This window comes from Acidovorax sp. DMC1 (assembly GCF_056314325.1).
In genome coordinates, this window is the sequence record NZ_JBQUYO010000002.1 from 152,970 (window position 1) to 176,478 (window position 23,509).

General features: G+C 67.5%; 19 protein-coding genes. 10 read left to right on the top strand and 9 right to left on the bottom strand.

Annotation, left to right across the window (positions count from 1 at the left end; genetic code table 11):
- The first annotated feature begins 56 nt into the window (after nucleotides 1–56).
- Entirely contained in the window at nucleotides 57–1,391 is a 1,335-nt protein-coding gene (locus ACT531_RS05150; protein WP_476016722.1) for a TolC family outer membrane protein, read from the top strand.
- 52 nt (nucleotides 1,392–1,443) lie between these two features.
- Here the strand turns inward: ACT531_RS05150 and ACT531_RS05155 are convergent, their stop codons facing one another.
- The 3 genes from ACT531_RS05155 to ACT531_RS05165 are packed head-to-tail and all read right to left on the bottom strand — an operon-like array spanning nucleotide 1,444 to nucleotide 5,002.
- Nucleotides 1,444–2,817, bottom strand: a complete 1,374-nt coding sequence (locus ACT531_RS05155) for a 3-deoxy-D-manno-octulosonic acid transferase (protein WP_476016723.1) — start codon at nucleotides 2,815–2,817, stop codon at nucleotides 1,444–1,446.
- On the bottom strand, nucleotides 2,814–3,593 hold the full coding sequence (locus ACT531_RS05160) for a carbon-nitrogen hydrolase family protein (protein WP_476016724.1): 780 nt from the start codon (nucleotides 3,591–3,593) through the stop codon (nucleotides 2,814–2,816). Before ACT531_RS05160 ends, ACT531_RS05155 begins: the two co-directional genes overlap by 4 nt.
- Before the next feature lie 20 nt (nucleotides 3,594–3,613).
- Nucleotides 3,614–5,002 (bottom strand): phosphomannomutase/phosphoglucomutase, encoded by a 1,389-nt coding sequence (locus tag ACT531_RS05165; protein ID WP_476016725.1) that lies wholly within the window; start codon nucleotides 5,000–5,002, stop codon nucleotides 3,614–3,616.
- 151 nt (nucleotides 5,003–5,153) lie between these two features.
- On the opposite strand from ACT531_RS05165, the gene ACT531_RS05170 reads away from it, so the two are divergent.
- The 5 genes from ACT531_RS05170 (at nucleotide 5,154) to ACT531_RS05190 (ending at nucleotide 12,860) form a co-directional block, all read left to right on the top strand.
- Nucleotides 5,154–6,773: a DNA-3-methyladenine glycosylase 2 family protein gene (locus ACT531_RS05170; protein WP_476016726.1), complete on the top strand. Its 1,620-nt coding sequence runs from the start codon at nucleotides 5,154–5,156 to the stop codon at nucleotides 6,771–6,773.
- Nucleotides 6,774–6,853: 80 nt separating this feature from the next.
- On the top strand, nucleotides 6,854–7,405 hold the full coding sequence (locus tag ACT531_RS05175) for a methylated-DNA--[protein]-cysteine S-methyltransferase (protein ID WP_476016727.1): 552 nt from the start codon (nucleotides 6,854–6,856) through the stop codon (nucleotides 7,403–7,405).
- The gene (locus ACT531_RS05180) at nucleotides 7,402–8,328 is read left to right on the top strand and encodes a DMT family transporter (RefSeq protein WP_476016728.1); all 927 of its coding nucleotides are present in this window, start codon (nucleotides 7,402–7,404) and stop codon (nucleotides 8,326–8,328) included. The genes ACT531_RS05175 and ACT531_RS05180 overlap by 4 nt, the downstream gene beginning before the upstream one ends.
- A gap of 169 nt (nucleotides 8,329–8,497) precedes the next feature.
- Nucleotides 8,498–12,316 carry a sensor domain-containing protein gene (locus ACT531_RS05185; RefSeq protein WP_476016729.1) on the top strand — a complete coding sequence of 1,273 codons (3,819 nt, stop codon included), beginning with the start codon at nucleotides 8,498–8,500 and terminating at the stop codon, nucleotides 12,314–12,316.
- Nucleotides 12,317–12,413: 97 nt separating this feature from the next.
- Nucleotides 12,414–12,860 carry a GNAT family N-acetyltransferase gene (locus ACT531_RS05190; protein ID WP_060986499.1) on the top strand — a complete coding sequence of 149 codons (447 nt, stop codon included), beginning with the start codon at nucleotides 12,414–12,416 and terminating at the stop codon, nucleotides 12,858–12,860.
- Between the two features lie 51 nt (nucleotides 12,861–12,911).
- On the opposite strand, the gene ACT531_RS05195 is transcribed toward ACT531_RS05190, so the two are convergent.
- Nucleotides 12,912–14,813, bottom strand: coding sequence for a propionate--CoA ligase (locus ACT531_RS05195; protein ID WP_476016730.1), 1,902 nt, complete (start codon nucleotides 14,811–14,813; stop codon nucleotides 12,912–12,914).
- Between the two features lie 185 nt (nucleotides 14,814–14,998).
- Between ACT531_RS05195 and chrA the strand changes: the two genes are divergently transcribed.
- A complete protein-coding gene (gene chrA / locus ACT531_RS05200; protein ID WP_476016731.1) occupies nucleotides 14,999–16,351 on the top strand; it encodes a chromate efflux transporter in 1,353 nt (450 codons plus the stop codon).
- An 85-nt stretch (nucleotides 16,352–16,436) separates the two neighbouring features.
- Here chrA and ACT531_RS05205 read toward each other — a convergent pair whose 3' ends face one another.
- The 4 genes from ACT531_RS05205 to ACT531_RS05220 form a co-directional block, all read right to left on the bottom strand.
- On the bottom strand, nucleotides 16,437–17,039 hold the full coding sequence (locus tag ACT531_RS05205; protein ID WP_056062923.1) for an isochorismatase family protein: 603 nt from the start codon (nucleotides 17,037–17,039) through the stop codon (nucleotides 16,437–16,439).
- A 99-nt stretch (nucleotides 17,040–17,138) separates the two neighbouring features.
- Nucleotides 17,139–18,050 carry a ribose-phosphate diphosphokinase gene (locus tag ACT531_RS05210; RefSeq protein ID WP_476016732.1) on the bottom strand — a complete coding sequence of 304 codons (912 nt, stop codon included), beginning with the start codon at nucleotides 18,048–18,050 and terminating at the stop codon, nucleotides 17,139–17,141.
- A 2-nt stretch (nucleotides 18,051–18,052) separates the two neighbouring features.
- A complete protein-coding gene (locus ACT531_RS05215) occupies nucleotides 18,053–19,582 on the bottom strand; it encodes a thymidine phosphorylase family protein (protein ID WP_476016994.1) in 1,530 nt (509 codons plus the stop codon).
- 222 nt (nucleotides 19,583–19,804) lie between these two features.
- Complete coding sequence (locus tag ACT531_RS05220) at nucleotides 19,805–20,977, bottom strand: PQQ-dependent sugar dehydrogenase (RefSeq protein WP_476016733.1); 1,173 nt, start codon at nucleotides 20,975–20,977, stop codon at nucleotides 19,805–19,807.
- Between the two features lie 196 nt (nucleotides 20,978–21,173).
- On the opposite strand from ACT531_RS05220, the gene ACT531_RS05225 reads away from it, so the two are divergent.
- Nucleotides 21,174–21,761 (top strand): C40 family peptidase, encoded by a 588-nt coding sequence (locus ACT531_RS05225; RefSeq protein WP_291442932.1) that lies wholly within the window; start codon nucleotides 21,174–21,176, stop codon nucleotides 21,759–21,761.
- A 43-nt stretch (nucleotides 21,762–21,804) separates the two neighbouring features.
- Here the strand turns inward: ACT531_RS05225 and ACT531_RS05230 are convergent, their stop codons facing one another.
- Nucleotides 21,805–22,254, bottom strand: a complete 450-nt coding sequence (locus ACT531_RS05230) for a hypothetical protein (protein WP_476016734.1) — start codon at nucleotides 22,252–22,254, stop codon at nucleotides 21,805–21,807.
- A 159-nt stretch (nucleotides 22,255–22,413) separates the two neighbouring features.
- Here ACT531_RS05230 and ACT531_RS05235 point away from each other — a divergent pair, with 159 nt between their 5' ends.
- Nucleotides 22,414–23,121, top strand: coding sequence for an adenylate/guanylate cyclase domain-containing protein (locus ACT531_RS05235; RefSeq protein WP_476016735.1), 708 nt, complete (start codon nucleotides 22,414–22,416; stop codon nucleotides 23,119–23,121).
- Nucleotides 23,122–23,204: 83 nt separating this feature from the next.
- Nucleotides 23,205–23,456 carry a GlsB/YeaQ/YmgE family stress response membrane protein gene (locus ACT531_RS05240; protein WP_015014032.1) on the top strand — a complete coding sequence of 84 codons (252 nt, stop codon included), beginning with the start codon at nucleotides 23,205–23,207 and terminating at the stop codon, nucleotides 23,454–23,456.
- The last annotated feature ends 53 nt before the right edge of the window (nucleotides 23,457–23,509 follow it).

Consider the following 23,509-nt stretch of genomic DNA (forward strand, 5'->3'; position numbering starts at 1 on the left):
CTGCCCGCCGTTGCCCGCCCTGATTCGATTCGCAGACTCTTCCGAAGGACCCCCCGATGACACCGTTTAGGCCCCTGTCCCTGTCCATCCTGTCCCTGGCGCTGGGCGCAGCGCTGTGTGCGCCGGCCCAGGCGCAGAGCCTGTTGGAGCTGGTGGAATCCGCCCGCACCTATGACACGGCCTGGCAGTCGGCGCGTGCGCAGCTGGACGCCGCCGCCCGCAAGGCCGACCAGGCCCGCGCCGGCCTGCTGCCTTCGGCGGCACTGACCGGGGGCCTTACCCGCTCCAACGTGGAGCTGAGCAAACCCAAGATCGAGAACACCGGTACGGCGCAGACGGTGGGCATCAACGCCTCGCAGCCGCTGTACCGCCCCGCCAACCGCATCACGCTGGAACAAGGCCAGCGCGGAGTGGATGTGGCCCAGGCGCAGCTGGACGCGGCCACGCAAGACCTGCTGGTGCGGGCGAGCCAGGCCTACTTCGATGTGCTGGCGGCGCAAGACACCCTCACCTTTGTGCAGGCCCAAAAGGCCGCTGTGTCCGAGCAACTGGCCGCCGCCAAGCGCAATTTCGAGGTCGGCACCACCACGGTGACCGATTCGCGTGAGGCCCAGGCCCGCTACGACCTGGTGATTGCCCAGGAGATCGCTGCCGAAAACGATCTGCGCGTGAAACGCCTGGCGCTGGACCAGCTGGTCGGCATCACCGGCACCAAGCCCCAGCCCCTGGCCCTGCCCGTGCAACTGCCCAGCGTGGTGCCTGACAACCTCACCACCTGGGTGGACACCGCCCGCGACCAGCAGCCCGGCGTGCGCCAGGCTGCCATTGCCCTGGATATTGCGCGACTGGAAACCAAAAAGGCCGAAACCGGCCACCTGCCCACGGTGGACCTGCAGGCGGGCTACAACGTCACGCGCAACCTGCACGGCACCATCACCTCGCCCGGCGTCACGGCCCGCAGCAATGCCGCCAGCGTGGGCGTGGCGCTAAACCTGCCCCTGTTTGCCGGCTTTGCCGTGCAAAACCGCGTGAAGGAAACCCTGGCGCTGGAAACCAAGGCCGAAGCCGACCTGGAGACCGCCCGCCGCAACGTGGCCCAGGCCACGCGCGCCGCGTTCTACGGCGTGCAGTCCGGCCAGGGCCAGGTGCAGGCCCTGGAAGCAGCCGAAGCCTCCAGCCAGAGCGCGCTGGACGCCAACAAGCTGGGCTACCAGGTGGGTGTGCGGATCAACATCGACGTGCTCAACGCCCAAAGCCAGCTCTACCAGACCAAGCGTGACCTGGCCCAGGCCCGCTACAACGTGCTGCTGGGCGGGCTCAAGCTGCGCCAGGCGGCGGGCACGCTGTCGCAGCAGGACATCGAAGCGGTCAACGCACTGCTGGCCAAGTAATGGGTCCTTGCACCCCGCGCCGGGGTGCATCCCGTGCACGAATTGCTGAGGCCTAGTGCAGGCCGCCCTCGGGCTGCACCATCGCCACAATCGCACGCGCCGTGGCCTGCGCAGCCCCTCGGTGCGTGGCCGCGAACCGGGTGGCCCGCTCGCTGGCCTGTTCATGGGCGCGGGCGTCCCCCGCCAGCGCTGCAGCCTGTGCAATTCCTTGTGCCAGGTCGGGCACCCGCTGGGCTGCCCCCGCCGCGCACGCCAGTTCGGCCGCCTCGGCAAAGTTGAAGGTGTGCGGGCCCAGCACCACGGGGCAACCGCAGGCAGCGGCCTCGATCAGGTTCTGGCCGCCCAGCGGGGCGAAACTCCCACCCAGCAAGGCCACATCGGCGAGGCCGTAATACAGCGCCATTTCACCGATCGAGTCCCCCAGCCACACGTCAGCCGCCCCAGGCGCTGCCGCCCAGGTGCTGCGGCGCGACACCGACAAACCTGCGCGCTGCAGCAGCTGGTGCACCTCGTCAAACCGCTGCGGGTGGCGCGGCACGATGAGCCACTGCACGGCGGGCAGATCATCGCCAGGCGCTTCACTATTGATAGCTGCCGAGGCATGATCCACTGGCGCTTGGGACGATTTTTGCCGTATTTTCTGGATCTGCTCCAGCCACATGGCCTCCTCGCCCTCGCGGCTGCTGGCCAGCAAGACCACCGGGCGGCCGGTGCGGGTGCGCCACTCGCGGCCCCGCTCCAGCAGTTGTGCGTCGGGCACCACGTCGAACTTGAGGTTGCCCAGCACGCCACGCACCGGCGCGCCAATGGCTGCGAGCCGCGTGGCGTCCTCCTGGGTCTGGGCCCAGACGGCCGCGAGCCCTCCGTAGGCGGGTCGCGCCAGGGCCGACAGGCGCTGCGCCTTGCGCAGCGATGTTTCGTTGAATCGCGCATTCGCCAGCACCAGTGGAATGCGCCGCTGCCGGCAGCCCGCCACCAGGTTGGGCCACACCTCGGTTTCCATCAGGATGCCGATGGCCGGGCGGAATTTGCGCAGGAAGCGCCCCACCGCACCCGGCGTGTCCCAGGGCTGCCACACCTGCACGTCACCGGGCAGCAGCAGCTTTTCGCCCTCGGCCCGCCCCGTCGCGGTGCCGTGGGTTAGCAGCAGGCGCATGCCCGGCAGCTGCTCTCGCAACTGGGCCAGCAAGATGGCGGCGGCCCGGGTTTCGCCCAGCGACACCGCATGCACCCACACAAACCGGCCCAGCGGGTCGGTGCTGCTGTGGGGCATCAGGCTGTCGATGGGGGCCGGGTACCGGCCAAAGCGCTCGCCCACCGCGTGGGCGTACCCTGGCTCGGCCACCGCACGGCGGCGCAGCTTGCGGCGCAGCAGCGGCTGCGCGCTCCAGGTCAGCAGCGAATACAGGGCCCGCGCGACGTTCATGCGGGCACAGACACGCTGAGCACACCACCCGCCCAGCCGCTCTCGCTGCGCGCAGCCCAGACGATGCAGGGCGCGTCATCCGGCGCAGCCACCACACAGCGGCCACCGGGCGCCCAAAAGGCGCTGCGCCCCGCACTCACGTAGCCACCGGACGTGCCGCTGTAGTTGGCCGCGAGTACGGCCATGTCGTGGTCGCGCGCGTAGCCTTCCAGCATGGCCGATTCCGCTGCGTAGGCCTTCTCAGAAATCAGCACGCCCGCTGCATACAGCGCTGCGCCAGCGCCACGGGCGGCCTGGGCATGCTCGGGGTGGGTGATGTCGGCGCACACGGCCAGTGCCGTGGGCTCGCCCGCCACCAGCTGCACCTGTGCGTCGTCCGAGCCCGCGCTGGCAAATTGTTCTTCGCTGTCGTGCAGATGGCGCTTGCGGTACAGCGCCACGCTGCCGTCCGGCCCCAGCAGCCAGGCTCCAATGGCGGGCCGTGCGCCTGCCTGCACCGGCGCTGCCGGAGCCCCCACCACCAGCGCCATGCCATGGCTCTGGGCCGCCTGGCGCAAGGCTGCCAGCACGGGGTGGTCGGCCGTCAGCACATGGTCGGCCATGAGCGAAGGCTCGTAGCCGATGAGCGACAGCTCCGGGAACTGCAGCAGTTGCACGCCCTGATGGGCAGCGGCCCGCACGCAGGCCAGGTGCGTTTGCAGGTTGCGCTGAAGATCGCAAGGCGCCGACGGCGTCTGGGCGGCGGCGACACACAGGGGGGTGGAGAGCGAAAGCATCGGGCGTGCGGCAGGCAATGTCAGTGGCTGGCTGCGCCCACATGGGCGTCGGGCTTGACCCGGTGCAGCAGCGCCAGCATGGCAGCCTCGATGCGGGCCAGGGCTTCGGGGGTGTGGCCCTCAAAGCGCAGCACCAGCACGGGCGTGGTGTTGCTGGCGCGGATCAGGCCAAAGCCATCGGGCCAGTCCACGCGCAGGCCATCGATGGTGCTGATGGCGGCGGGGGCGGCAAAGGTTTCGGCCGCCAGGGCCTGCAGTTCGGCTGTCAGGCGGTGCGGTTCGCCTTCGGCGCAGGCCACGTTCAGTTCGGGGGTGGAGAAGCTGGTGGGCAGCGCGTTCAGCACGCCGCTGGGGTCGCTGCTGCGGCTCAGGATCTCCAGCAGGCGGCAGCCGGCGTAGGTGCCGTCGTCAAAGCCGTACCAGCGCTCCTTGAAGAAGATGTGGCCGCTCATCTCGCCGCCCAGGGGGGAGTTTGTCTCCTTCATGCGCGCCTTGATCAGCGAATGGCCGGTCTTGAACATAACCGGCACGCCACCAGCCGCCGCAATCGCGGGCGCCAGGCGCTGGGTGCACTTCACGTCGAAGATGATTTCGCCACCCGGCACGCGCGAGAGCACGTCTTGCGCAAACAGCATCATCTGGCGGTCGGGGAAGATGTTGGTGCCGTCCTTGGTGACGATGCCCAGGCGGTCGCCATCGCCGTCAAAGGCCAGGCCCAGCTCGGCGTCGCTGGTCTTGAGGGCCTCGATCAGGTCGCGCAGGTTTTCGGGCTTGCTGGGGTCGGGATGGTGGTTGGGGAAGTTGCCGTCCACCTCGGAGTACAGCTCGGTCACCTCGCAGCCCAGAGCTCGGAAGATGGCGGGCGCCGAGGCGCCTGCAATGCCGTTGCCGCAGTCCACCACGATCTTGAGGGGGCGGGCCAGCTTCACATCGCCCACAATGCGCTCGCGGTACGCAGGCAGCACATCCACATGGCGCACCAAGCCGCCTGGAACCAGCTGCCAGCTTTCCTGCTCCATGGTGCGGCGCAGGGCCTGGATCTCGTCGCCATAGATGGCGCGGCCGTTCAGCACCATCTTGAAGCCGTTGTAGTCCTTGGGGTTGTGGCTGCCGGTAACCTGGATGCCACTGCTGCACAGCGTGCTGGCCGCAAAGTAGAGCAGCGGCGTGGTGACCAGGCCCACGTCGATCACCTCGATGCCCGCCTCCACCAGCCCCTGGATCAGCGCCGCCGACATCGCAGGGCCTGACAGACGGCCATCCCGCCCCACCGCCACGGTGGTCTGCCCTTCTGCACGGGCTGCCGTGCCAAAGGCCCGGCCCAGGCCCAGGGCCACGTCTTCGTTCAGGGTGGACGGCACGATGCCGCGGATGTCATAGGCTTTGAAGATGGCGGGGGTCGGTTGCACGCAGGGGGGCCTTTCGCGGAGGGGTTGAAAAGTCCGCTGCATTGTAGGCGGCGGCCTCGCCGGTGTTTGTCAGTCGATGCCGCAGGCGCCAGCCCCACACCCGCCCAAGGCACAGGTCCGAAAACGGCCAGTGGCCGGGCGCCAGGCTCCTATGATCTGGCCCATGACCTCCACCGCCCTGCCCTCCAACCCTACCGCCGACACGGCAGCCGACGAAGGCCGCTACCTGGCGCTGCAGGCGCGCGATGCGCGGTTTGACGGGCATTTTTTCACCGGGGTGACGTCCACCGGCATCTACTGCCGCCCTGTCTGCGCCGTGCGCACACCCCGGCGCGAAAACTGCCGGTTTTTTGCGCTGGCAGCGCAGGCCGAAAGCGCCGGGTTTCGCCCCTGCCTGCGCTGCCGGCCCGAGCTGGCCCCCCAGGCGATGGCGTGGTCGGTGCAAGACGCCAGCGGCATCCTGGTGCAGCAGGCCGTGCGCCTGCTGGATGCCCCCGACCTCTGGCCCACACCGGCCGCACCCGGCGAGGGGAGCGCCACCGTGGCCCGCCTGGCCGAGCGGCTGGGCGTGAGCGACCGGCATCTGCGCCGCATTTTTGAATCCGCCCTGGGCGTATCGCCGCTGCAATACCTGCAGACGCGGCGGCTGCTCACGGCCAAGCAACTGCTCACCGACACCGCGATGCCCGTGACGCAGGTGGCGCTGGCCAGCGGGTTCGCCAGCGTGCGGCGGTTCAACGCAGCCTTTGTGGGCCACTATGGCCTCAACCCCACCCAGCTGCGCCGCCGTGGAGCGGCGCCCGTCCACGCAGACGGGCCTGGAGCCAGCAGCACGCTGCGCCTGGCGTGGCGGCCACCATTCGATGTGGCAGCGCTGCTGGCGTTTTTTGAGCGGCGCCAGTTCCACGGGGTGGAATGGGTGCTGCCCCAGGAGGCCACCTTGCGCCGCACAGTGCGCCTGCAGCATCCGGCATCGGGCAGCGCAGGCCTCGCCCCGGAAACCACGGGCTGGTTCAGCGCCCGCTTTGACGTGGCGCGCAACCAGGTGCTTCTGCAAACCAGCGACAGCCTGTACCCAGTGCTGCCGCTGGTCATCCGCCGGGTGCGTGCCATGCTGGACCTGGATGCCGACCCGGCGGCCATCAACGCCGTGCTGCACCCGCATTTCCCGGACGGCGACGGCCTGCGCGTGCCCGGCGCGTTTGACGGCTTTGAGCTGGCCGTGCGCGCCGTGCTGGGCCAGCAGATCACCGTGGCAGCCGCGCGCACACTAGGCCAGCGGCTGGTGGAGCGGCTGGGCGAGCCCATCGCCACGCCCTGGCCCGAGCTGCACCGGCTGTTTCCCACCGCAGCCACCCTGGCCCGCGCCGACGGCGACACGCTGGGCCAACTGGGCATCGTGCGCCAGCGGCAGGCGGCCATCGTGGCGCTGGCCCGCGCGGTGGACAGCGGCGCCCTCGCCCTGCATGCGGGCGCCGACGTGCCCAGCACCACCGTCGCCCTGTGCGCCCTGCCCGGCATTGGCGACTGGACGGCGCAGTACATCGCCATGCGGGTGCTGCGCTGGCCCGACGCCTTTCCGGCCGGTGACGTGGCGCTGCACAAAGCGCTGGGGGTACAGCAGCACAAAAACCCGGCACGCGCGGCGCAAGAAGCCTCGCAAGCCTGGCGCCCCTGGCGCAGCTATGCCGTGTTGCGCGCCTGGGCCGCTGGCAGCAGCGGTGCCGGCACGCCTGCACCTGCAGACGCCCAGAAACTATCAAAACCATAGCGCCTCAGGCAATAGGCACTAGCGCATGGTGCCGATTTCGCCCCAAAACGTCCCCCATCACCCTCTAGCGACCGCTCCATATGCAGTTTCACCCCCTCACCGTGCAGGCACGGGCCGACACCCCGCTGGGGCCCGTGCGGCTGGCCGCCTCCCCCACCGGCTTGTCGGGCGTCTGGTTTGAAGGCCAGCGCCACGAGCCCACGGCCCACCTGCACGGCCCTAAAGCCTGGGCAATGGGGCCAGGCCATCACCCCGTGCTGCAAGAGGCTGCGCACCAGCTGCAGCAGTACCTGGCCGGAGAGCGCCAGCTCTTCGACCTGCCGCTGGATCTGTCAGGCGGCACGGTATTCCAGCAATCCGTGTGGCGCGCGCTGCTGCAGATTGGCCGGGGCCAGACCACCAGCTACGGCGCGCTGGGCCGCCAGCTAGGTAACCCCAGCGCCGTGCGGGCCGTGGGCGCGGCGGTGGGCCGCAACCCGCTGAGCGTGGTGGTGCCCTGCCACCGCGTGCTGGGTGCCGATGGCAGCCTGACCGGCTACGCGGGCGGCCTCGATCGTAAGAGGGCTTTGCTGACATTGGAGAATGCACCCCTTTTTGCTGCTGCCGCCCATCCCATGAAAGCCATTGCATGAACAGCCCCGCCACCCGGCCCGTCTCCACCTGGATCGGTGAATTCATCCTGCTGGCCGCACTGTGGGGCGCGTCGTTCCTGTTCATGCGCCTGGGCGCGTCCGACTTTGGCCCGCTGCCCACTGCCGGCCTGCGGGTGGCGCTGGCCACGGTGTTCCTGTGGCCCATCATGCTGCGCCAGGGCCACTGGCCTGCGCTGCGCGCGCACTGGCGGCCCATTTTGTTTGCGGGCGTCATCAATTCGGCGATTCCGTTCTCGCTGTTCTCGTGGGCGGTGCTGCACATTGCTACGGGCCTGACCTCGATCCTCAACGCCACGGTGCCGCTGTTTGGCGCGTTGATCGCCTGGGTGTGGCTGGGCGACCGCATCAACCGCTTGCGCTGGGTGGGGCTGGCGCTGGGTTTTGTGGGCGTGGCCCTGCTGGCCTGGCGCGCCCCCGCCGGCACCGGGTTCAAGACCGACCATGCCCACTGGGCCATTGCGGCCTGCCTGCTGGCATCGGCGTTCTACGGCGTGTCGGCCAGTTTTGCGCGGCGCCACCTCACGGGCCTGCCGCCGCTGGCCACGGCTGCTGGCAGCCAGCTGGGGGCGGCGCTTGGCATGGCGCTGCCTACGCTGTGGCTGTGGCCGGCCCAGATGCCCGGGGTGCGCGCCTGGGCGGCCATCCTGGCGATTGCCGTGCTGTGCACCGGCATTGCCTACATCTTGTACTTTCGCCTGATCGAGCACGCAGGCCCCAGCCGGGCGCTGGCCGTCACGTTCATTACGCCCGTGTTTGCCGTGCTGTATGGCACGCTGTTCCTGGGCGAGAGCATCACGCCATGGATGGTGGGCTGCGCGCTGGTGATCGTGTGTGGCACCTTGTTGTCAACCGGACTTATCAGGACGCTGCGTCCCGCCCGGGCCGCCTCAGAACAGGCCTAAACTTGACACATGGTTTTTTTATCGGGTGCATGCTTTCTGAGGAAAGCCCCATGCGACACGGGTCGCGACATGCCCCCGCTCCTCCCGCAGGGTCGCCCGCCCGTCGTTAGCGCCCATCCAGCCCCCTCTAAGGCGTGTTCGCGGCACCAGGCCGCCCAAGGAAAACGCCATGGGTGACAACACGCTACTGGCAGGCACGGCCCTCATGCTGCTGCTGTTGGTGCCGGTCTGGCTGTCACCACAAGAGTCGCTGCACCCTTCCCGGCGCACGCTGATCCTGCTCGGAGTGGCGGGTGGGCTGGTCTCCATCGCCGCTTTTGAGGCCCTGCGCTGGAACGCGCCAGAGCTGCACATCGTGGCCTACCCCACTGCCACGGCGTTCATGGCGCTGTTCTTTGGCGTGCCGGCGGCGGCCATTACCGCCCTGCTGGCCTTGCAGGCCGCCCTCTGGACCGACACTTCGGCCGCCTGGCCCGCCACCTCCGTTTTGGGGGGCGCACTGGCCACTGGCTGGGGTTGGCGCAGCCTGGGCAGGCGCTGGGCCTGGCCCGACTGGGCACCGCTGGCGGGCCTGACCCTCACGCTGCCGCTGGTGGTGTCGCTGGTCACCACGGCCACCGGCACGGCCCCCGAAGGCACCAGCAACCTGCACTGGCACCACGGCGCCGGGGTGTTGATGCTGGGGATTGGCTGGCTGGTGATCGCCGCCCGCTCCCGCGCCGAGCTGGCGCGCAGCGAGATCCAGCAGACGCTGGGCCAGCAAGAGCACCAGCTGCGCCTGGCGCTGGACGCCCTGGGGGGCGGCCGCTGGCAGTGGGATGTGGTGGAGCGCCAGTTTTCGTGTGACGGCCGGTTTTACGAGGCCTATGGCATCACCAGTGCCGACATGCAGTCGCCCGACCTCTGGCAACGCTGGTACGCCCGGCGCCACCCGCTGGACGCCGAACGCAATGCCGCCAAGCTGGCGCGCGCCATGGACGGGCTGGAGGAAAGCTACGAGGCCGAGTTCCGCGTGATGGACACCCAGGGCCGTTGGCGCTGGCTGATGTCGCGCGGCACCGTTGCCAAGCGCGACGCCCAGGGCCGCCCGGCCAGCCTGATCGGCATGGACGTGGACATCACCGCCCACCGGGAGGCCGAGGAGGCGCTGCAATCTGCCGAGGCCAAATACACCACCTTCTACCAGACGCTGCCCGACCCGGCAGGCATCACCCGCATTGCCGACGGGCGCTACATCGACGTGAACCCGGCGTTCTGCGCGCTGCTGGGCTTCAGGCGCGAGGAGGTTCTGGGCCGCACCTCGTCAGAGCTACAGATCTGGGCCAACGAGCACGAGCGCAAGCGGCTGCTGGAGACCTACCAGCGCGAGGGCAAGGTGGACCGTCTGCCCCTGGTCGCGCAAAGCAAAGGGGTGCAGGTGCCGGGCCTGATGTCGGCACGCTCTGTGCTTGTGAATGGCGAAAACTGCTTTGTTTTCGTTTTCCACGACATGACCGAAGCCCAACGCACCAGCGACGAACTTCGGGCGCTGTACCACCAGTTGCAGCAAGCCGGCCGCCTGGCCCGGCTGGGCGCGTGGGAGGACGAGCGCGGGCGCGGACTAGTGTACTGGTCGGACGTGTGTTTTGACATCCACGGCCTGTCCCCCAACCAGCCGCCGCCCAGCGACTACATCGACCGCCATGTGGCCCCGCAGTACCGCGAGGCGCTGCGCGAAAAATTCCGCCAGAGCATCCGTTCGCGCACCGAGTGGAGCATGGAGATGGAGGTCTATCACGCCGACGGCCATCTGCTGTGGGTGCGCGCAAGCGGCGAACCGGTGATCGAGAACGGCCGCGTGGTCAAGGTGCGCGGCGTGATGCAGGACATCGACGAGGCCAAGCGCGCCGACCAGCGCCTGCGCCAGTCCGAGGAGCGCTTCTCCCGCATCTTCCACCTCATGCCCTACCCCATGGGCCTGTCGCACCGCAGCGACGGCCGCTATGTGGACATCAACCCCGCCTGGGTCGACATGCTGGGCATTCCCCGCGAGCAAGCCATTGGCCGCACCGCCGTGGAGCTGGGCATCTTCACGGCCGAAGACCGCCAACGCCTGATGGAGCAGGTCAGCCAGACCGGCCACCTCAGCGACTACGAAGTGACGCTGAACGTGCGCAATGGCCCCCGACGCACGGTGCTGCAATCGATGCGTGCCACCGAGTTCGACGGCGAGCCCTGCTGGCTGTTCTCGGTGCACGACATCACCGACCGCAAGCGCAACGAGGTACAGGTGCGTGAACGCGAGGCCCTGCTGTCGCTCACCATCTCCGCCGCTTCGCTGGGCCTGTGGGACTGGGACCTGCAGACCGGCCTGGTCACAGGCGACCGCCGCTGGCGCGCCATGCGCGGGCTGGCGGCGACCGGCGACACCACGGCGGCCGTGCAATGGACCACGGCCATCGCCCCGGACGACATCGACCGCATCACCGCCGAGCTGTCGCGCCACACCGCCCACCTGGGCACACCGTTCGACGCCACCTGGCGGCTGAACCAGCCGAGCGAACCGGTGCGCTGGGTGCGCAACCTGGGCAAGATCGTCGGCTTTGACGAGCAAGGCCGGCCAGCCCGCATGCTGGGTGTGGCCATCGACGTGACCCCACAGCGCGAGCAAGAGGTCATGCTGCAGCGCCTGGCGCTGTACGACGCCCTCACCGGCCTGCCCAACCGCGTGCTGCTGGCGCGCAAGCTGCAGGAATGCATGGCCCAGGCCCGTGACACCGGCAAGCAGCTGGGCGTGGCCTACCTGGACCTGGACGGTTTCAAGCCCGTGAACGACCGCCTGGGCCACGGCGCGGGCGACCGCCTGCTGGTGGTGGTGGGCGGCCGGCTCACGCGCGCACTGCAGCCGGTGGACACGGTGGCCCGGCTGGGGGGCGACGAGTTCGTGATCCTGATGCCCGGGCTGGAGTCGGTGGCCGACTGCGAGCGCATTCTGGGCCGCGTGATGGAAAGCGTCTCGGCCCCCTACACGCTGGACACCGAGCGCGTGGTCGTCACGGCCAGCATTGGCTACACCATCTTCCCGCAGGACGACGCCGACGCCGACACCCTGCTGCGCCATGCCGACCAAGCCATGTATGCCGCCAAGCAGGCCGGGCGCAACCGTTTTCACCAGTTCGACGCCGCCCAGGAGCGCGCCGTGCAACTGCTGCGCGCCCAGGGACACTACCTGCGCGAGGCGCTGGCGCAAGCCCAGTTCACCCTGTACCTGCAACCCAAGGTGGACATGCGCAGCGGCACCGTGGTGGGCGCCGAAGTGCTCTCGCGCTGGCTACACCCCGAGCGGGGCCTGGTGCCGCCCGGCGAATTCTTGCCGCTGCTGGAGGGCACCGACCTGGAGATCGGCTTTGGCGAATGGGTGGCCGAGGCGGCACTCACGGTGCTGGAGCAGTTGCAGGACCGGGGCATGCCCATGCCGCTGAGCATCAACATTGCCGCCCAGCACCTGCAGCAGCCGGGTTTTGCCGACTGGGTGGCCGCTTGCCTGGCGCGCCACCCCCGCGTGCCCGCGCACCTGGTCGAGATCGAGATCACCGAAAGCGCCGCCCTGTACGACCTGAGCGCCGTGGCCGACACCCTGAACGCCCTGCGCGCCATGGGCGTGACGGTGGCGCTGGACGACTTTGGCACCGGCTACTCGTCGCTGACCTACCTGCGCCGCCTGCCCATGGACACGCTCAAGATCGACCAGAGCTTTGTGCACGGCATGATGGGTGACCCCGGCGACCTGGCCATCGTGCAGGGCGTGATCGGCCTGGCCCGCTCGTTCGGCTACCGGGTGATCGCCGAGGGGGTGGAAACCGTTGAACAGGGGCAGATGTTGCTGCAGCTGGGCTGTTTGCAAGCGCAGGGCTACTGCATCGCCCGGCCCATGCCGCTGGAGGACTTCATCGGCTGGACACCCCACTGGCAGCCCCCTGCAGGGTGGCGGCGCAACCGGCCCATTTAAAAACACTGAAATCGTTGCCAAGCGCTAGTGCCATATGCGCTAACAGCTATTGTTTTAATAGTAACCAAGCATTCTCGTCGTCACCTGGAGGCAGGCCTTGAACATCCGCGAACTCCGCGCCGAAGACCTTGCCCCTCTGCTTGGCCTGTACACCCACCTGCACGAGCATGACGACCCGCTGCCCTCTGGACCCGAGGTGCAAGCCGTGTGGACTGAGGCGCTCGCCAACCCACGCATTCGGTACTTTGGAGGGTGGGATGAAGGCCAGTTGGTTTCGTCCTGCACGCTGACCGTCATCCCCAACCTCACGCGCGCCTGCCGCCCTTATGGCGTCATCGAGAACGTGGTGACACACACCGCCCACCGCAGCGAGGGCTGGGGGCACGCGCTGCTGCAGCACACCCTGGCCCATGCCTGGCGAGAGCGCTGCTACAAGGTCATGCTGATGACAGGCCGCAAGGACGAACACACCCTGCGTTTTTACGAGCAGGCGGGGTTTGACCGGCACGGTAAACAGGCGTTTGTGGCCAAGCCACCGCAGTGACTCGGCAGGACCAGCACGGCGCCCGCCCTGCTGGTTGGCGCTGGCCTGAACTCAGCCCACCAAGTCCTTCACCTGTTGCAGCGCAGCCGGGTCTTCCATCGTCGTGAGGTCGCCCGGGTCGCGCCGCTCGGCCACGGCCTGCAGGGCGCGGCGCAGCAGCTTGCCGCTGCGGGTCTTGGGCAGCACGGTCACAAAGTACACGCGCGACGGTCGCGCCACGGCGCCCAGCTGGTGGTCCACCTGCTTCATCACCTCGCCTTCGAGCTTGAGGCGTGCGGCGTCATCGGTCAGGCCCGAGGAATCGCGCACCACGGCAAACGCCATGGCCACCTGGCCCTTGAGGCTGTCCGCCACGCCCACCACAGCCACTTCAGCGATGTTGGGGTGGGAGGCAATGCTCTCCTCGATCTCGCGCGTACCCAGGCGGTGGCCGGCCACGTTGATCACGTCGTCAGTGCGGCCCAGGATGAAGTGATAGCCGTCCGCATCGCGGATGCCCCAGTCGAACGTGCTGTAGATGAGGCGGCCGGGGATGCTCTTCCAATAGGTGTTCACAAAGCGGGCGTCGTCGCGCCACACGGTCTGCATGCAGCCGGGGGGCAGCGGGCCTTCGATGGCGACCACGCCCTTCTGGTTGGGGCCTGTCAGTTCCTCACCCGTGGCCTCGTCGATCAGCTTCACCCCGTAGCCGTACATGGCCTTGCCCGGGCTGCCGAAACGTGTGGTTTGTTTTTCCACGCCATTGGCCAGGGTCAGAATGGGCCAGCCGGTTTCGGTCTGCCAGTAGTTGTCGATGATGGGCACTTGCAGGGCGTCGCTGATCCACTGGGCGGTAGGCTCGTCCAGCGGCTCACCGGCCAGCCACAGGGCCTTGAGGCTTTGCACGTTGTACTTCGCCAGGTAGGCCGGGTCTTGTTTCTTGAGCACCCGTACCGCCGTGGGGGCCGAGAACATGTGCGTGACCTGGTACTTCTCGACAATGCTCCACCACACGCCCGCATCGGGCCGCGTGGGCAGGCCCTCGTACATGATGGTCGTCATGCCCGCAATCAGCGGGCCGTAGATGATGTAGCTGTGCCCCACCACCCAGCCGATATCGCTGGTCGCAAAGTACACATCGCCCGCCTTGGCATCAAAGATGTGCTTCATGCTCGCCGCCAGCGCCACCGCATAGCCACCCGTGTCCCGCTGCACGCCCTTGGGCTTGCCCGTGGTGCCGCTGGTGTACAGCGTGTAGCTGGGGTGGGTGGATTCGACCCATGCGCAGGGCACCACGGTGTTCAGATGCTGCTCGCGCAAGGGGGCCCATTCGTGGTCGCGCCCGGCCTGCAGGTGCATGGGGGCCAGGCCCCGGTTGACCATCAACACCGCGGCGGGCTTGTGTTTGGACAACGCAATGGCCTCGTCCAGCAACGGCTTGTAGGGCACCACCTTGCCGCCACGCGATCCGGCATCGGCACTGACCACCGCCACGGGCTCGGCGTCTTCGATGCGCGAGGCCAGCGAGCCCGAGGCGAAGCCGCCAAACACCACCGAATGCAGCGCGCCAATGCGCACGCAGGCCAGCATGGCAAACGCGGCCTCGGCAATCATGGGCATGTAGATGAGCACGCGGTCGCCCTTCTTCACGCCCAGCGACAGCAGCACGGCCGCCATGCGCTGCACCTCGGCGTGCAGTTCGGCAAAGCTGTAGCTGCGCTCGGTGTCGGTTTCTGTCGATATTGCCACCAGCGCCGCCTGGCTGGCGCGCGTGGTCAGGTGCCGGTCAACCGCGTTGTGGCACAGGTTGGTGGTGCCGCCCACAAACCATTTGGCAAACGGCGGGTTGCTGTAGTCGCACACCTGCTGGGGCGGCGTCTTCCAGTCGATCAGCTTCGCCTGCTCGCTCCAGAAGGTGTCGCGGTGGTCGATGGACTGGCGGTAGAAGTCGGCGTAGGTGCTGTGTGCGGTCATTGTGGGTGTCTCCTCGGCATCTCTCTCGCCCTGCCAGGACAGCAGGTTTTGAATTCATAATTATTCATGACGGGCTTGCGGCAAACTGACGTGGCGGACCCTGTTCTCTGCCCACAGGGTTCCAAGTGCCGTTGGAATACGGATATGTCGGCAAGCGTCACATCGGCCTGTCACACTCCGGGGCCATGCAAACAGCGCAGTCCCCTGCCCCCACCTCCGTCCCTTTCCGCGAAGCCTTTTGGTTCTGGCTCAAGCTCGGGTTCATCAGCTTTGGCGGGCCGGCTGGCCAGATCGCCATCATGCACGCCGAGCTGGTGGAGCGGCGCCGCTGGATCAGCGAAAACCGCTTCTTGCACGCCCTCAACTACTGCATGCTGCTGCCCGGCCCCGAGGCGCAGCAGCTGGCCACCTACATCGGCTGGCTCATGCACCGCACCTGGGGCGGCATCGTGGCGGGGGCGCTGTTTGTGCTGCCTTCGCTGTTCATCCTGATCGGGTTGTCGTGGGTGTACCTGCGCTTTGGCGACGTGCCCGTGGTGGCAGGCATCTTCTATGGCATCAAGCCCGCCGTGACGGCGCTGGTGCTGCATGCGGCGCACCGCATCGGCACCCGCGCGCTCAAGAACGGCTGGATGTGGGGCATTGCTGCCGCGTCGTTTGTGGCCATCTTTGCGTTCGACACGCCCTTCCCGGCCATCGTGCTGGCGGCCGGGCTGATCGGCTACTTGGGCGCGCAGCGCTGGCCCGCCGTGTTTGCGCTGGGGGGCGGCCATGCCAACGCCCACCAGGGCTATGGCCCGGCCCTGATCGATGACGACACGCCAACGCCCACCCATGCGCGCTTCTCCCGCGTCCACCTGGTCAAGGTATTGTTGGCGGGGCTGGGGCTGTGGCTGGCGGCCATGGGCCTGCTGGTGGCTACGCAGGGCTGGCAAGGCACGCTCACGCAGATGGGCTGGTTCTTCACCAAGGCGGCCATGCTCACTTTTGGCGGCGCCTATGCTGTGTTGCCCTATGTGTATCAGGGCGCGGTGGAGCACTACCAGTGGCTCAGCGGCCCGCAAATGATCGATGGTCTGGCCCTGGGCGAGACCACGCCCGGCCCGCTGATCATGGTGGTGGCGTTTGTGGGTTTTGTGGGCGGCTGGCTGCAGCAGGTGTGGGGGCCGGACGCCCTCTTTGCAGGCGCCGTGGCGGCGGCCGCGGTCGTGACCTTTGTGACCTTTTTGCCCTCGTTCATCTTTATCCTGGCGGGCGGCCCGCTGGTGGAGGCCACGCACGGCAAGCTGGGATTCACCGCGCCGCTGTCGGCCATCACGGCTGCTGTGGTGGGCGTGATCCTGAACCTGGCGCTGTTTTTTGCCTACCACCTGCTGTGGCCGCAGGGCTTTGGCGGCCGCTTTGACGCCGTATCGGCCGTCATCGCCGTGGGGGCGCTGGTGGCGCTGTTCCGCTTCAAGCTAGGCGTCATGCCGCTGCTGGGCGGCTGTGCGGTGGTGGGGTTGCTGGTCAAAGTGGCCGTGCCCTACTTCGCCTGACCGAAACTCACTCCAATCACTATGATTTTGATAGCTGCTAGCGCTTGAATATCAAGCGCTAGCAGCCAATTTGGCTCAAAACTGATTATTTGATCAGCCCCAGCACGTCCTTGAACGCCGGGTGCTCGCAGCTGCCGAGCCATTCAAACGCCACCATCTCGGTGGTCACCAGCTCAGCGCCTGCGCCGGCCAGGCGGTCGAAGGCGGCGTCGCGGTTGCGTTCGGTGCGCGAGCCGCAGGCGTCGGTCACCACCCACACTTCAAACTCGTCGTCGATCAGGTCCAGCGCGGTCTGCAGCAGGCAGACATGGGCCTCGCACCCGGCAATCACGATGGTGCCGCGCTCTGCCGCCAGCGGTGCGGGCTTTTGCAAGTGTTTGGGCAGGCTGCGTGCGTTGCCGCCCTGGGGCTTGGCCGGTGGGCGCAGCCATTCGCCCAGGCCTTCTTCGGCGGCACTGAAGTGCATCTTGGCCAGGGTCTTCTGGCACAGGGCGCGCAGTGCGGCGTCGTTGGCTCCCAGGCGCGAGGGGTTTTGCTCGGTGCCCCACACGGGCACGTCCAGCATGCGGGCGATCTCGGCCAGGCGGCGGGCGTTGGCCAGCACGGCGGGGCCTTCGTGGATGGCGGGCATCAGGCGCTCCTGGTAATCGACCAGGACGAGTTGGGATTCGGTGGCGTCAAGCAGCATGGTGTGTTCGATCGTGTGCGTGTTCTGGAATGCGCTGGCCGGGACGGGGCGCAGGGGAATGGCGCATTGTCGCAGCCCGGCGGTGCCCGGCGGCGCCGGTTACACAGCCAGGACCGACCGCAGTGCCCCCGCCAGCGGTCCGGCCATCGCCACCGCGTTGCTCGGGTGCGGAATGCAGTCCGTGCTCCAGACCTCCCCCACCCCGGCGTCGCGAAGCGCCTGCAGCGCATCGCCCGCAAACAACGCATGCGTCACGGCCACCTCCACCGAGGCGGCGCCCGCCTGCAGCAGCAGCCGGGCGGCCAGCGCCAGCGTGCGGCCGGTGCTGGCCATGTCGTCCAGCAGCAACACGGCCCGGCCTTGGGCGTTGAGGGCGGGCAACTCTATAGCGACATTGCGGTCGCCATGGCGCACCTTGGTGCACACGGCATGGTCAAAGCCGTGGCGGGCGGCGGCCTGGGCGATCCACTGGGCGGATTCGCCGTCGGGCCCCACCAGCAGCGCATTCGGACGGCGCTCAGCGATCAGGTCGGCCAGCGGCTCGGCGCCGCTGAGCACCACGGCCTGCGGCACAGGGATGGCCTGCTCCAGCCGGTCGATGCGGTGCAGGTGCGGGTCCACCGTGATCACGGCATCGAACAAGCCCGCCAAAAATCCACCCACCACCTGCTGGCTCACGGCCTCGCCGGGGTGGAAGGCGATGTCCTGCCGCATGTAGGCCAGGTACGGCGCCACCAGCGTGAGGTGCTGCACGCCCAGGCTGCGGGCCGTGCGGGCGGCCAGCAGCAGCTCCACCAGTTTTTCATTGGGCTGGTGCAGGCTGCGCAGCAACACGGCGCGTTGGGGCAGACAGCCCGTGTCGTCCACCGGTAGGCGCAGCTTGAGTTCGCCATCGGGGAAGCGGTGGCGCTCAATGGCGCAGGCCGTCAGGCCCGCAGCCTGTGCAAGTCGCAGCGCAGGCGCGACTTCGTCGTCGAAATACAGCACACAAGCGGCTTCAGGTGCGGCCATGGTCAGAACTCCACAAACACGCGCGGCACTTCATCGGCGGTGCCCAGGCGGTAGCCGCTGTCCCGATCGCACGCGTGGCGCGCAAACTCCAGGTCGGCCGGATAGCTGGCGTGCACGCGGTACAGCAGGTCGCCAGCGGCCACGGTGTCGCCCAGCTTGTGCATCAGGTCCACCCCGGCACCCGGCACCTTGGGCGCACCGGCCAGCCGCGCCACGCGGGCGATCTGGTAGTTGTCGATGCCCGCCACCACGCCGCTGGCGGGTGCCACCACATCCAGCGTCAGCGCACCCAACGCTGGGTGGTTGTGGTCAAACCCCGTGGCGCCCTGGGCGGCGATGATGGCGTTCATGCGCGCCAAGGCCCGGCCCGAGTCGAGGATGTCGCGCGCAATCGCATAACCGTCGCCGCCGCGCACATCGGGGTCGCATTCGATCAGGCGCCCGGCCAGGCGCAGTGCCTTTTGCCGCAGGTCGTGGGGCGCGCGTGGATCGTTTTGCAGCACACGCATCACATCGCGGGCCTCCAGCACCGGGCCCACGCCCTGGCCCACGGGCTGACGGCCGTCGGTGATGACCACGTCCAGCGACAGGCCCATGCGCCGCGCCACATATTCAAACAGGCGGCGCAGGCGTTGCGCGTCGGGCATGGACCGCACCTTGGCCGTGGGGCCGATGGGAATGTCGAGCACCAGGTGCGTGGCACCAGCTGCCACCTTTTTGGACAGGATGGACGCCACCATCTGTCCGGCCGAGTCGATGGAGAGTGGCCGCTCCACCGAGATCAGCACATCATCCGCAGGCGACAGGTTGGCCGTGCCACCCCAGGCCAGGCAGCCCCGGTAGTCGCGCACGATGTCGGCCAGTTGCTCCAGCGGCAGCTCCACCTTGGCCAGCACTTCCATGGTGTCGGCCGTGCCAGCGGGCGAGGTGATGGCGCGCGACGAGGTTTTAGGGCACAGCATGCCGTGCGCGGCCACGATGGGCACGACCAGCATGGTGGTGCGGTTGCCGGGGATGCCGCCGATGCAGTGCTTGTCCACCACCAGCGGCTCGTGCCAGTCCAGGCGCCGGCCGCTGTTCACCATGGCGTCGGTCAGAAAGAAAACCTCCTCCCGGTCCAGCTCGCTGCGGTGGCAGGCCACCACAAAGGCGGTGAGTTCGATCTTGGAATACCGGTGATCGGCAATGTCGCGCACGATGGCGCCAAAATCCTCGCGCGAGAGGCGCTCGCTGGCGATCTTGCGGAACAGCGCGCCCATGGACTCGGGCGGCTCGGCCTGCGCCACCGACACGGTGTGGCCGTTCTCCACGCCCAGCTGGGCAAACGCGTCTTCCGATAGGCCCAATTCGTTGCAACCCACGATGGCGAGATCGTCCACCACGTTGACCGTGGCCAGAATGCGGCGGCCGTTGGCGCGCACCTCGATCTTGGACAGCGCCTGGAAGCCCTCGGCCCGGTACACGGCGCAGTCGCGGTGCAGGTAGACGACGTTTTCTCGCCAGGTGTCGATCGCCACACGGCGCAGGGCCAGCTGGGACCGGGCCGGCGTGCTCGCCAGATCGTCGGGCGCGGTGCCCGGATTGACCGAGGCCGCAGGAGGTGCGGAAGGCGTGGCAGGGGAAGAGGTGGTGGGCTCAGCATGCATCGCGCCAGCCTATACCGAAAATACGCGCCCAGCCTGCGGGATCACCCCGGGTCCACCGGTTCGGTCACCCATCTCCGGGCTTGCTTGACCTGCATCAAGCAAAACCGGTCATGGGGCCGCAGCGGGCTGCAAGCGCAGCAACCGTCCCTGCGGGCTGTCGGTCAGCAGGTACAACAAGCCGTCTGGCCCCTGGCGTACGTCGCGGATGCGCTCGCCATTGCCTTGCAACAGCCGCTCCTCCTTTTGCACCTTGCCGCCAGACACTTCCAGCCGGTGCAGGGTGCCAAACTTGAGCGACCCGACGAACAAACTGCCCTGCCACGCCGCGCCGTAGCGCGTACTGGTCAGAAACGCCATGCCCGAGGGGGCGATGGACGGTGTCCAGTGGTGCAGCGGCTGTTCCATCCCGGAGCGGGCCGTGCCCTCGCCCATCTTTCCGCCGCCGTAGTTCTCGCCGTAGGTGATGACAGGCCAGCCGTAGTTGCGCCCGGGCTGGGGCAGATTGATTTCGTCACCGCCCTGCGGGCCATGTTCGTGCATCCACAGCTTGCCGTCGGGGGCCATCGTGGCGCCCTGGGGGTTGCGGTGGCCGTAGCTCCAGATCTCGGCCAAGGCGCCGGGCTGCTTCACGTAAGGGTTGTCGGGCGGCGCTGCTCCGTCGGGCGTGATGCGGATGACCTTGCCGTGGTGGTTGTCGAGCTTTTGGGCGTCGTCCTTACGGTGGTAGCGCTCGCCCAACGCCACAAACAGGTTGCCATCACTGGCCTGGGCAATGCGGCAGCCAAAGTGCAGCGCGCTCTCGACCTTGGGCCGCTGGCTGAAGATGATGCGCACGTCCTGCAGGCTGCTGGCATCTGCCGACAGGGTGGCGCGCGCCACCGCCGTGCTGTTGCCCACCGTGCCACCAGCGGCGGGCTCGGCAAAACAAAAGTAGATACGGCGGGTGCGGGCAAAGTCGTTGTCGGTCACCACGTCCAGCAGGCCGCCTTGCCCGCCCGCTGCCACCGGCGGGACCCCTGCCAGCGCAGGCCCCACCTGCCCCGTTGCACTGACCACGCGCAGGCGCCCCGGGCGCTCGGTCACCAAAAACTGCCCGCCGGGCAAAAAGGCCACCGCCCAGGGATGCACCAAACCGGTGGCAACGGGCACCAGTGACACCGCTGGCGCAGGGGCGGGCGCATTTTGGGCATGGGTGACGGTCTGCGCGCCCGTCACTATCAAAAACAGAGCTATCTGGGCTTTGCGCACTAGCGCTACCCGCCGATTTGGTGTCCAACCCATGCCTTCAACCTCCTTGTATTCCCGGGCCATGCTTTACGTCCTGCACCAGCGCGGTACAGCCCCCATCTGGCGCACATCTTGCAAGCTGCAGTTGCCTGTGAAAAGGCTGGAACCACCGATTTATCTGAATGAAATCAACAGCTTGTAAAAACGATTATTTTTTATAAATAACCATATCGTGTTACCCTTCGCCCCCATGTCCAGATGGTTATGCATCCTCATCCTTGCCTGCGCCACCGCAGCGCATGCTGCGCCCCAGGGCACCAATTCTGACGATATGGACCGCTTGCTCGCGGACAAAGGGCTTCTCACCCGACTCGAAGACGTGAGCCACAAGGTGGCAGACAAGGCCCAGACTGTTGCCGGCCATGCGGGTGACCTGGTGGTCAACGCCATGGGCTTTTTGGGCGTGCCCTACAAGCGCGGCGGCAACAGTGCCGAAACCGGTTTTGACTGCAGCGGCTTTGTGCGCGCCATCTACGAACAGACCGTGGGCCTGCTATTGCCCCGCCGTGCCGATCAGCAGGCGGCTGCCACCCAGGTCATCGACAAGAAAGAACTCCAACCGGGTGACCTGGTGTTTTTCAACACCATGCGCCGCAACTTCAGCCACGTGGGCATTTACGTGGGGGACGGCAAGTTCATCCACTCGCCCCGCAGCGGCTCGGAGATCCGGGTGGAAGACATGAGCATCGCCTACTGGGCACGCCGCTTCAACGGTGCGCGCCGCGTAACCCCCGGCGAGGGTGTCGAGAGCGCCCAGGCGCCCCAAGCTCAGAAGTAGCCTCTAAAACGCTCACGGCTTGCCCATTGGCAAGCCGTGGGGATCAGGGCTTGACCACGTACACCGTCTCGGTGCTGCGGATCGGGCCACCCGTCACATTGACGGGCCCAGCAGACGGATCGCCCCGCAGCAGTGCCTTGGCAGCTGCCATATCGGCCTGGTAGCGTGCCCTGGCCTCGGACTCACACCCCTTGCGCTCAGCCGTCGGCATGGCACGGCACTCCTCCAGGCTCACCTTGAGCCCGCCACCCGCTTCGCGAATCGCAGACTGATAACGTTGCTGCGGCGTGGTATCAGGCACTGCGCCCCGAGCCAGCGAAGCCTCGTCGCTTTGGGACTGCGCAGCTGCCGGTAACGACAGCGCACCGCCCAAGGCCAGGGCCGAAACCAGTACGGCAGCTGGACGCGCCACCCAAAGACTCCATGACCGGCGCTGGGCCCCGGCCGATGCCACGGAGCCAGAAGTGAGGAGAGTGGAGGACGAAGTGAACATGGTCGGTACACCTTTCTGTCTTGATAAAGTTTGCGGCGGTTGCAACTGCGAGATGCACCCAACTGCCCTTTGCATGCCCCACTGTAGCCCCGTGCACGACCTGCAAAGCGCCAGCACGGGCCGCGCTACCATGTCGGACACCACCCACAGAGCATTGCCATGAACCACCCTCCCGCACTGCCTCCCCACGCAGCGGCTGCACATGACAAGGGCTATCTACGGCGCCTGCTGTCCGAGCGCAACCAGACGCCAGCCAGCGGCACCGGCGTGATTGATGCCGCGATTGAACATGCGTTTGTGCGCAGCGTGGCCATTCTGGTGCTGGACATGTGCGGCTTCTCACGCATCACCCAGAGCCACGGCATCATCCATTTCCTGGCGATGATCCACCAGATGGAGCAGGCGGCGCGCCCGGCCATCGAGGGCAACGGCGGCGAGGTCATCAAGCAGGAGGCCGACAACCTGTTTGCAGTCTTCGCCACGCCCGAGCAAGCGCTCGAGGCCGCCTTGGACACCCTGCGCGCCCTGAGCGCCATGAACACCGTGCTCCCCCCCGAGCGGGCGCTGAACGTGAGCGCAGGCATTGGCTTTGGCCCCACCCTGGTGATTGCGCGCGAAGACCTGTTTGGTCCCGAAATGAACTGCGCCTGCAAACTGGGCGAAGACATTGCCATGGCCAACGAGATCCTGCTCACCGAGGCGGCCTGGGCCATCCTGCCGACCGGACGCTATGTGTGTTCACGCACCGACCACCAGATATCGGGGATGGAATTGCACGCCTACCGCTTTGATCGCTGCCTTTTTGACCGCCCCTTGCATCCCTCGGCGGCCGCATCTCCCACCACATCCCTGCCTGCGGGACGCTGACAGGGGGCATTGTCCGACAGCATTTGGACTGCCCGATCTGTAAAGTGACTCCATCGTCTGAACCAACTATCAAGGGGAAAAACATGCTGTCATTGCTGGGGATGTTGCTGATTGGTTTGGTGGTGGGCCTGATCGCCCGGGCCGTCAAACCCGGGGACGACAAGCTGGGCTGGATCATGACGGCGCTGCTGGGTATTGCTGGCTCTTTTCTGGCCAGCTATGTCGGTATGGCCCTGGGCTGGTATGCGCAGGGGGACAGTGCTGGCTGGATTGCCTCGGTACTCGGAGCCGTCGCCTTGCTGGTGGTGTATGGCCTCGTCAAGGGCAAGTCTTGAGACTTGATAAAACGCGCTGAGTAGCCCACATCGGTGCGTAGAACCTGTTCTTA

Excerpts from the sequence above, each read along its gene's own strand:
- ACT531_RS05205 (WP_056062923.1), bottom strand. The coding sequence starts at position 17,039 with ATGCTGCTTGACGCCACCGAATCCCAACTCGTCCTGGTCGATTACCAG.
- ACT531_RS05225 (WP_291442932.1), top strand. The coding sequence starts at position 21,174 with ATGTCCAGATGGTTATGCATCCTCATCCTTGCCTGCGCCACCGCAGCG.
- ACT531_RS05170 (WP_476016726.1), top strand. The coding sequence starts at position 5,154 with ATGATCTGGCCCATGACCTCCACCGCCCTGCCCTCCAACCCTACCGCC.
- ACT531_RS05155 (WP_476016723.1), bottom strand. The coding sequence starts at position 2,817 with ATGAACGTCGCGCGGGCCCTGTATTCGCTGCTGACCTGGAGCGCGCAG.
- ACT531_RS05150 (WP_476016722.1), top strand. The coding sequence starts at position 57 with ATGACACCGTTTAGGCCCCTGTCCCTGTCCATCCTGTCCCTGGCGCTG.
- ACT531_RS05210 (WP_476016732.1), bottom strand. The coding sequence starts at position 18,050 with ATGGCCGCACCTGAAGCCGCTTGTGTGCTGTATTTCGACGACGAAGTC.
- ACT531_RS05180 (WP_476016728.1), top strand. The coding sequence starts at position 7,402 with ATGAACAGCCCCGCCACCCGGCCCGTCTCCACCTGGATCGGTGAATTC.
- ACT531_RS05160 (WP_476016724.1), bottom strand. The coding sequence starts at position 3,593 with ATGCTTTCGCTCTCCACCCCCCTGTGTGTCGCCGCCGCCCAGACGCCG.
- ACT531_RS05240 (WP_015014032.1), top strand. The coding sequence starts at position 23,205 with ATGCTGTCATTGCTGGGGATGTTGCTGATTGGTTTGGTGGTGGGCCTG.
- ACT531_RS05195 (WP_476016730.1), bottom strand. The coding sequence starts at position 14,813 with ATGACCGCACACAGCACCTACGCCGACTTCTACCGCCAGTCCATCGAC.
- ACT531_RS05175 (WP_476016727.1), top strand. The coding sequence starts at position 6,854 with ATGCAGTTTCACCCCCTCACCGTGCAGGCACGGGCCGACACCCCGCTG.
- ACT531_RS05185 (WP_476016729.1), top strand. The coding sequence starts at position 8,498 with ATGGGTGACAACACGCTACTGGCAGGCACGGCCCTCATGCTGCTGCTG.
- ACT531_RS05235 (WP_476016735.1), top strand. The coding sequence starts at position 22,414 with ATGAACCACCCTCCCGCACTGCCTCCCCACGCAGCGGCTGCACATGAC.
- ACT531_RS05230 (WP_476016734.1), bottom strand. The coding sequence starts at position 22,254 with ATGTTCACTTCGTCCTCCACTCTCCTCACTTCTGGCTCCGTGGCATCG.
- chrA (WP_476016731.1), top strand. The coding sequence starts at position 14,999 with ATGCAAACAGCGCAGTCCCCTGCCCCCACCTCCGTCCCTTTCCGCGAA.
- ACT531_RS05220 (WP_476016733.1), bottom strand. The coding sequence starts at position 20,977 with ATGGGTTGGACACCAAATCGGCGGGTAGCGCTAGTGCGCAAAGCCCAG.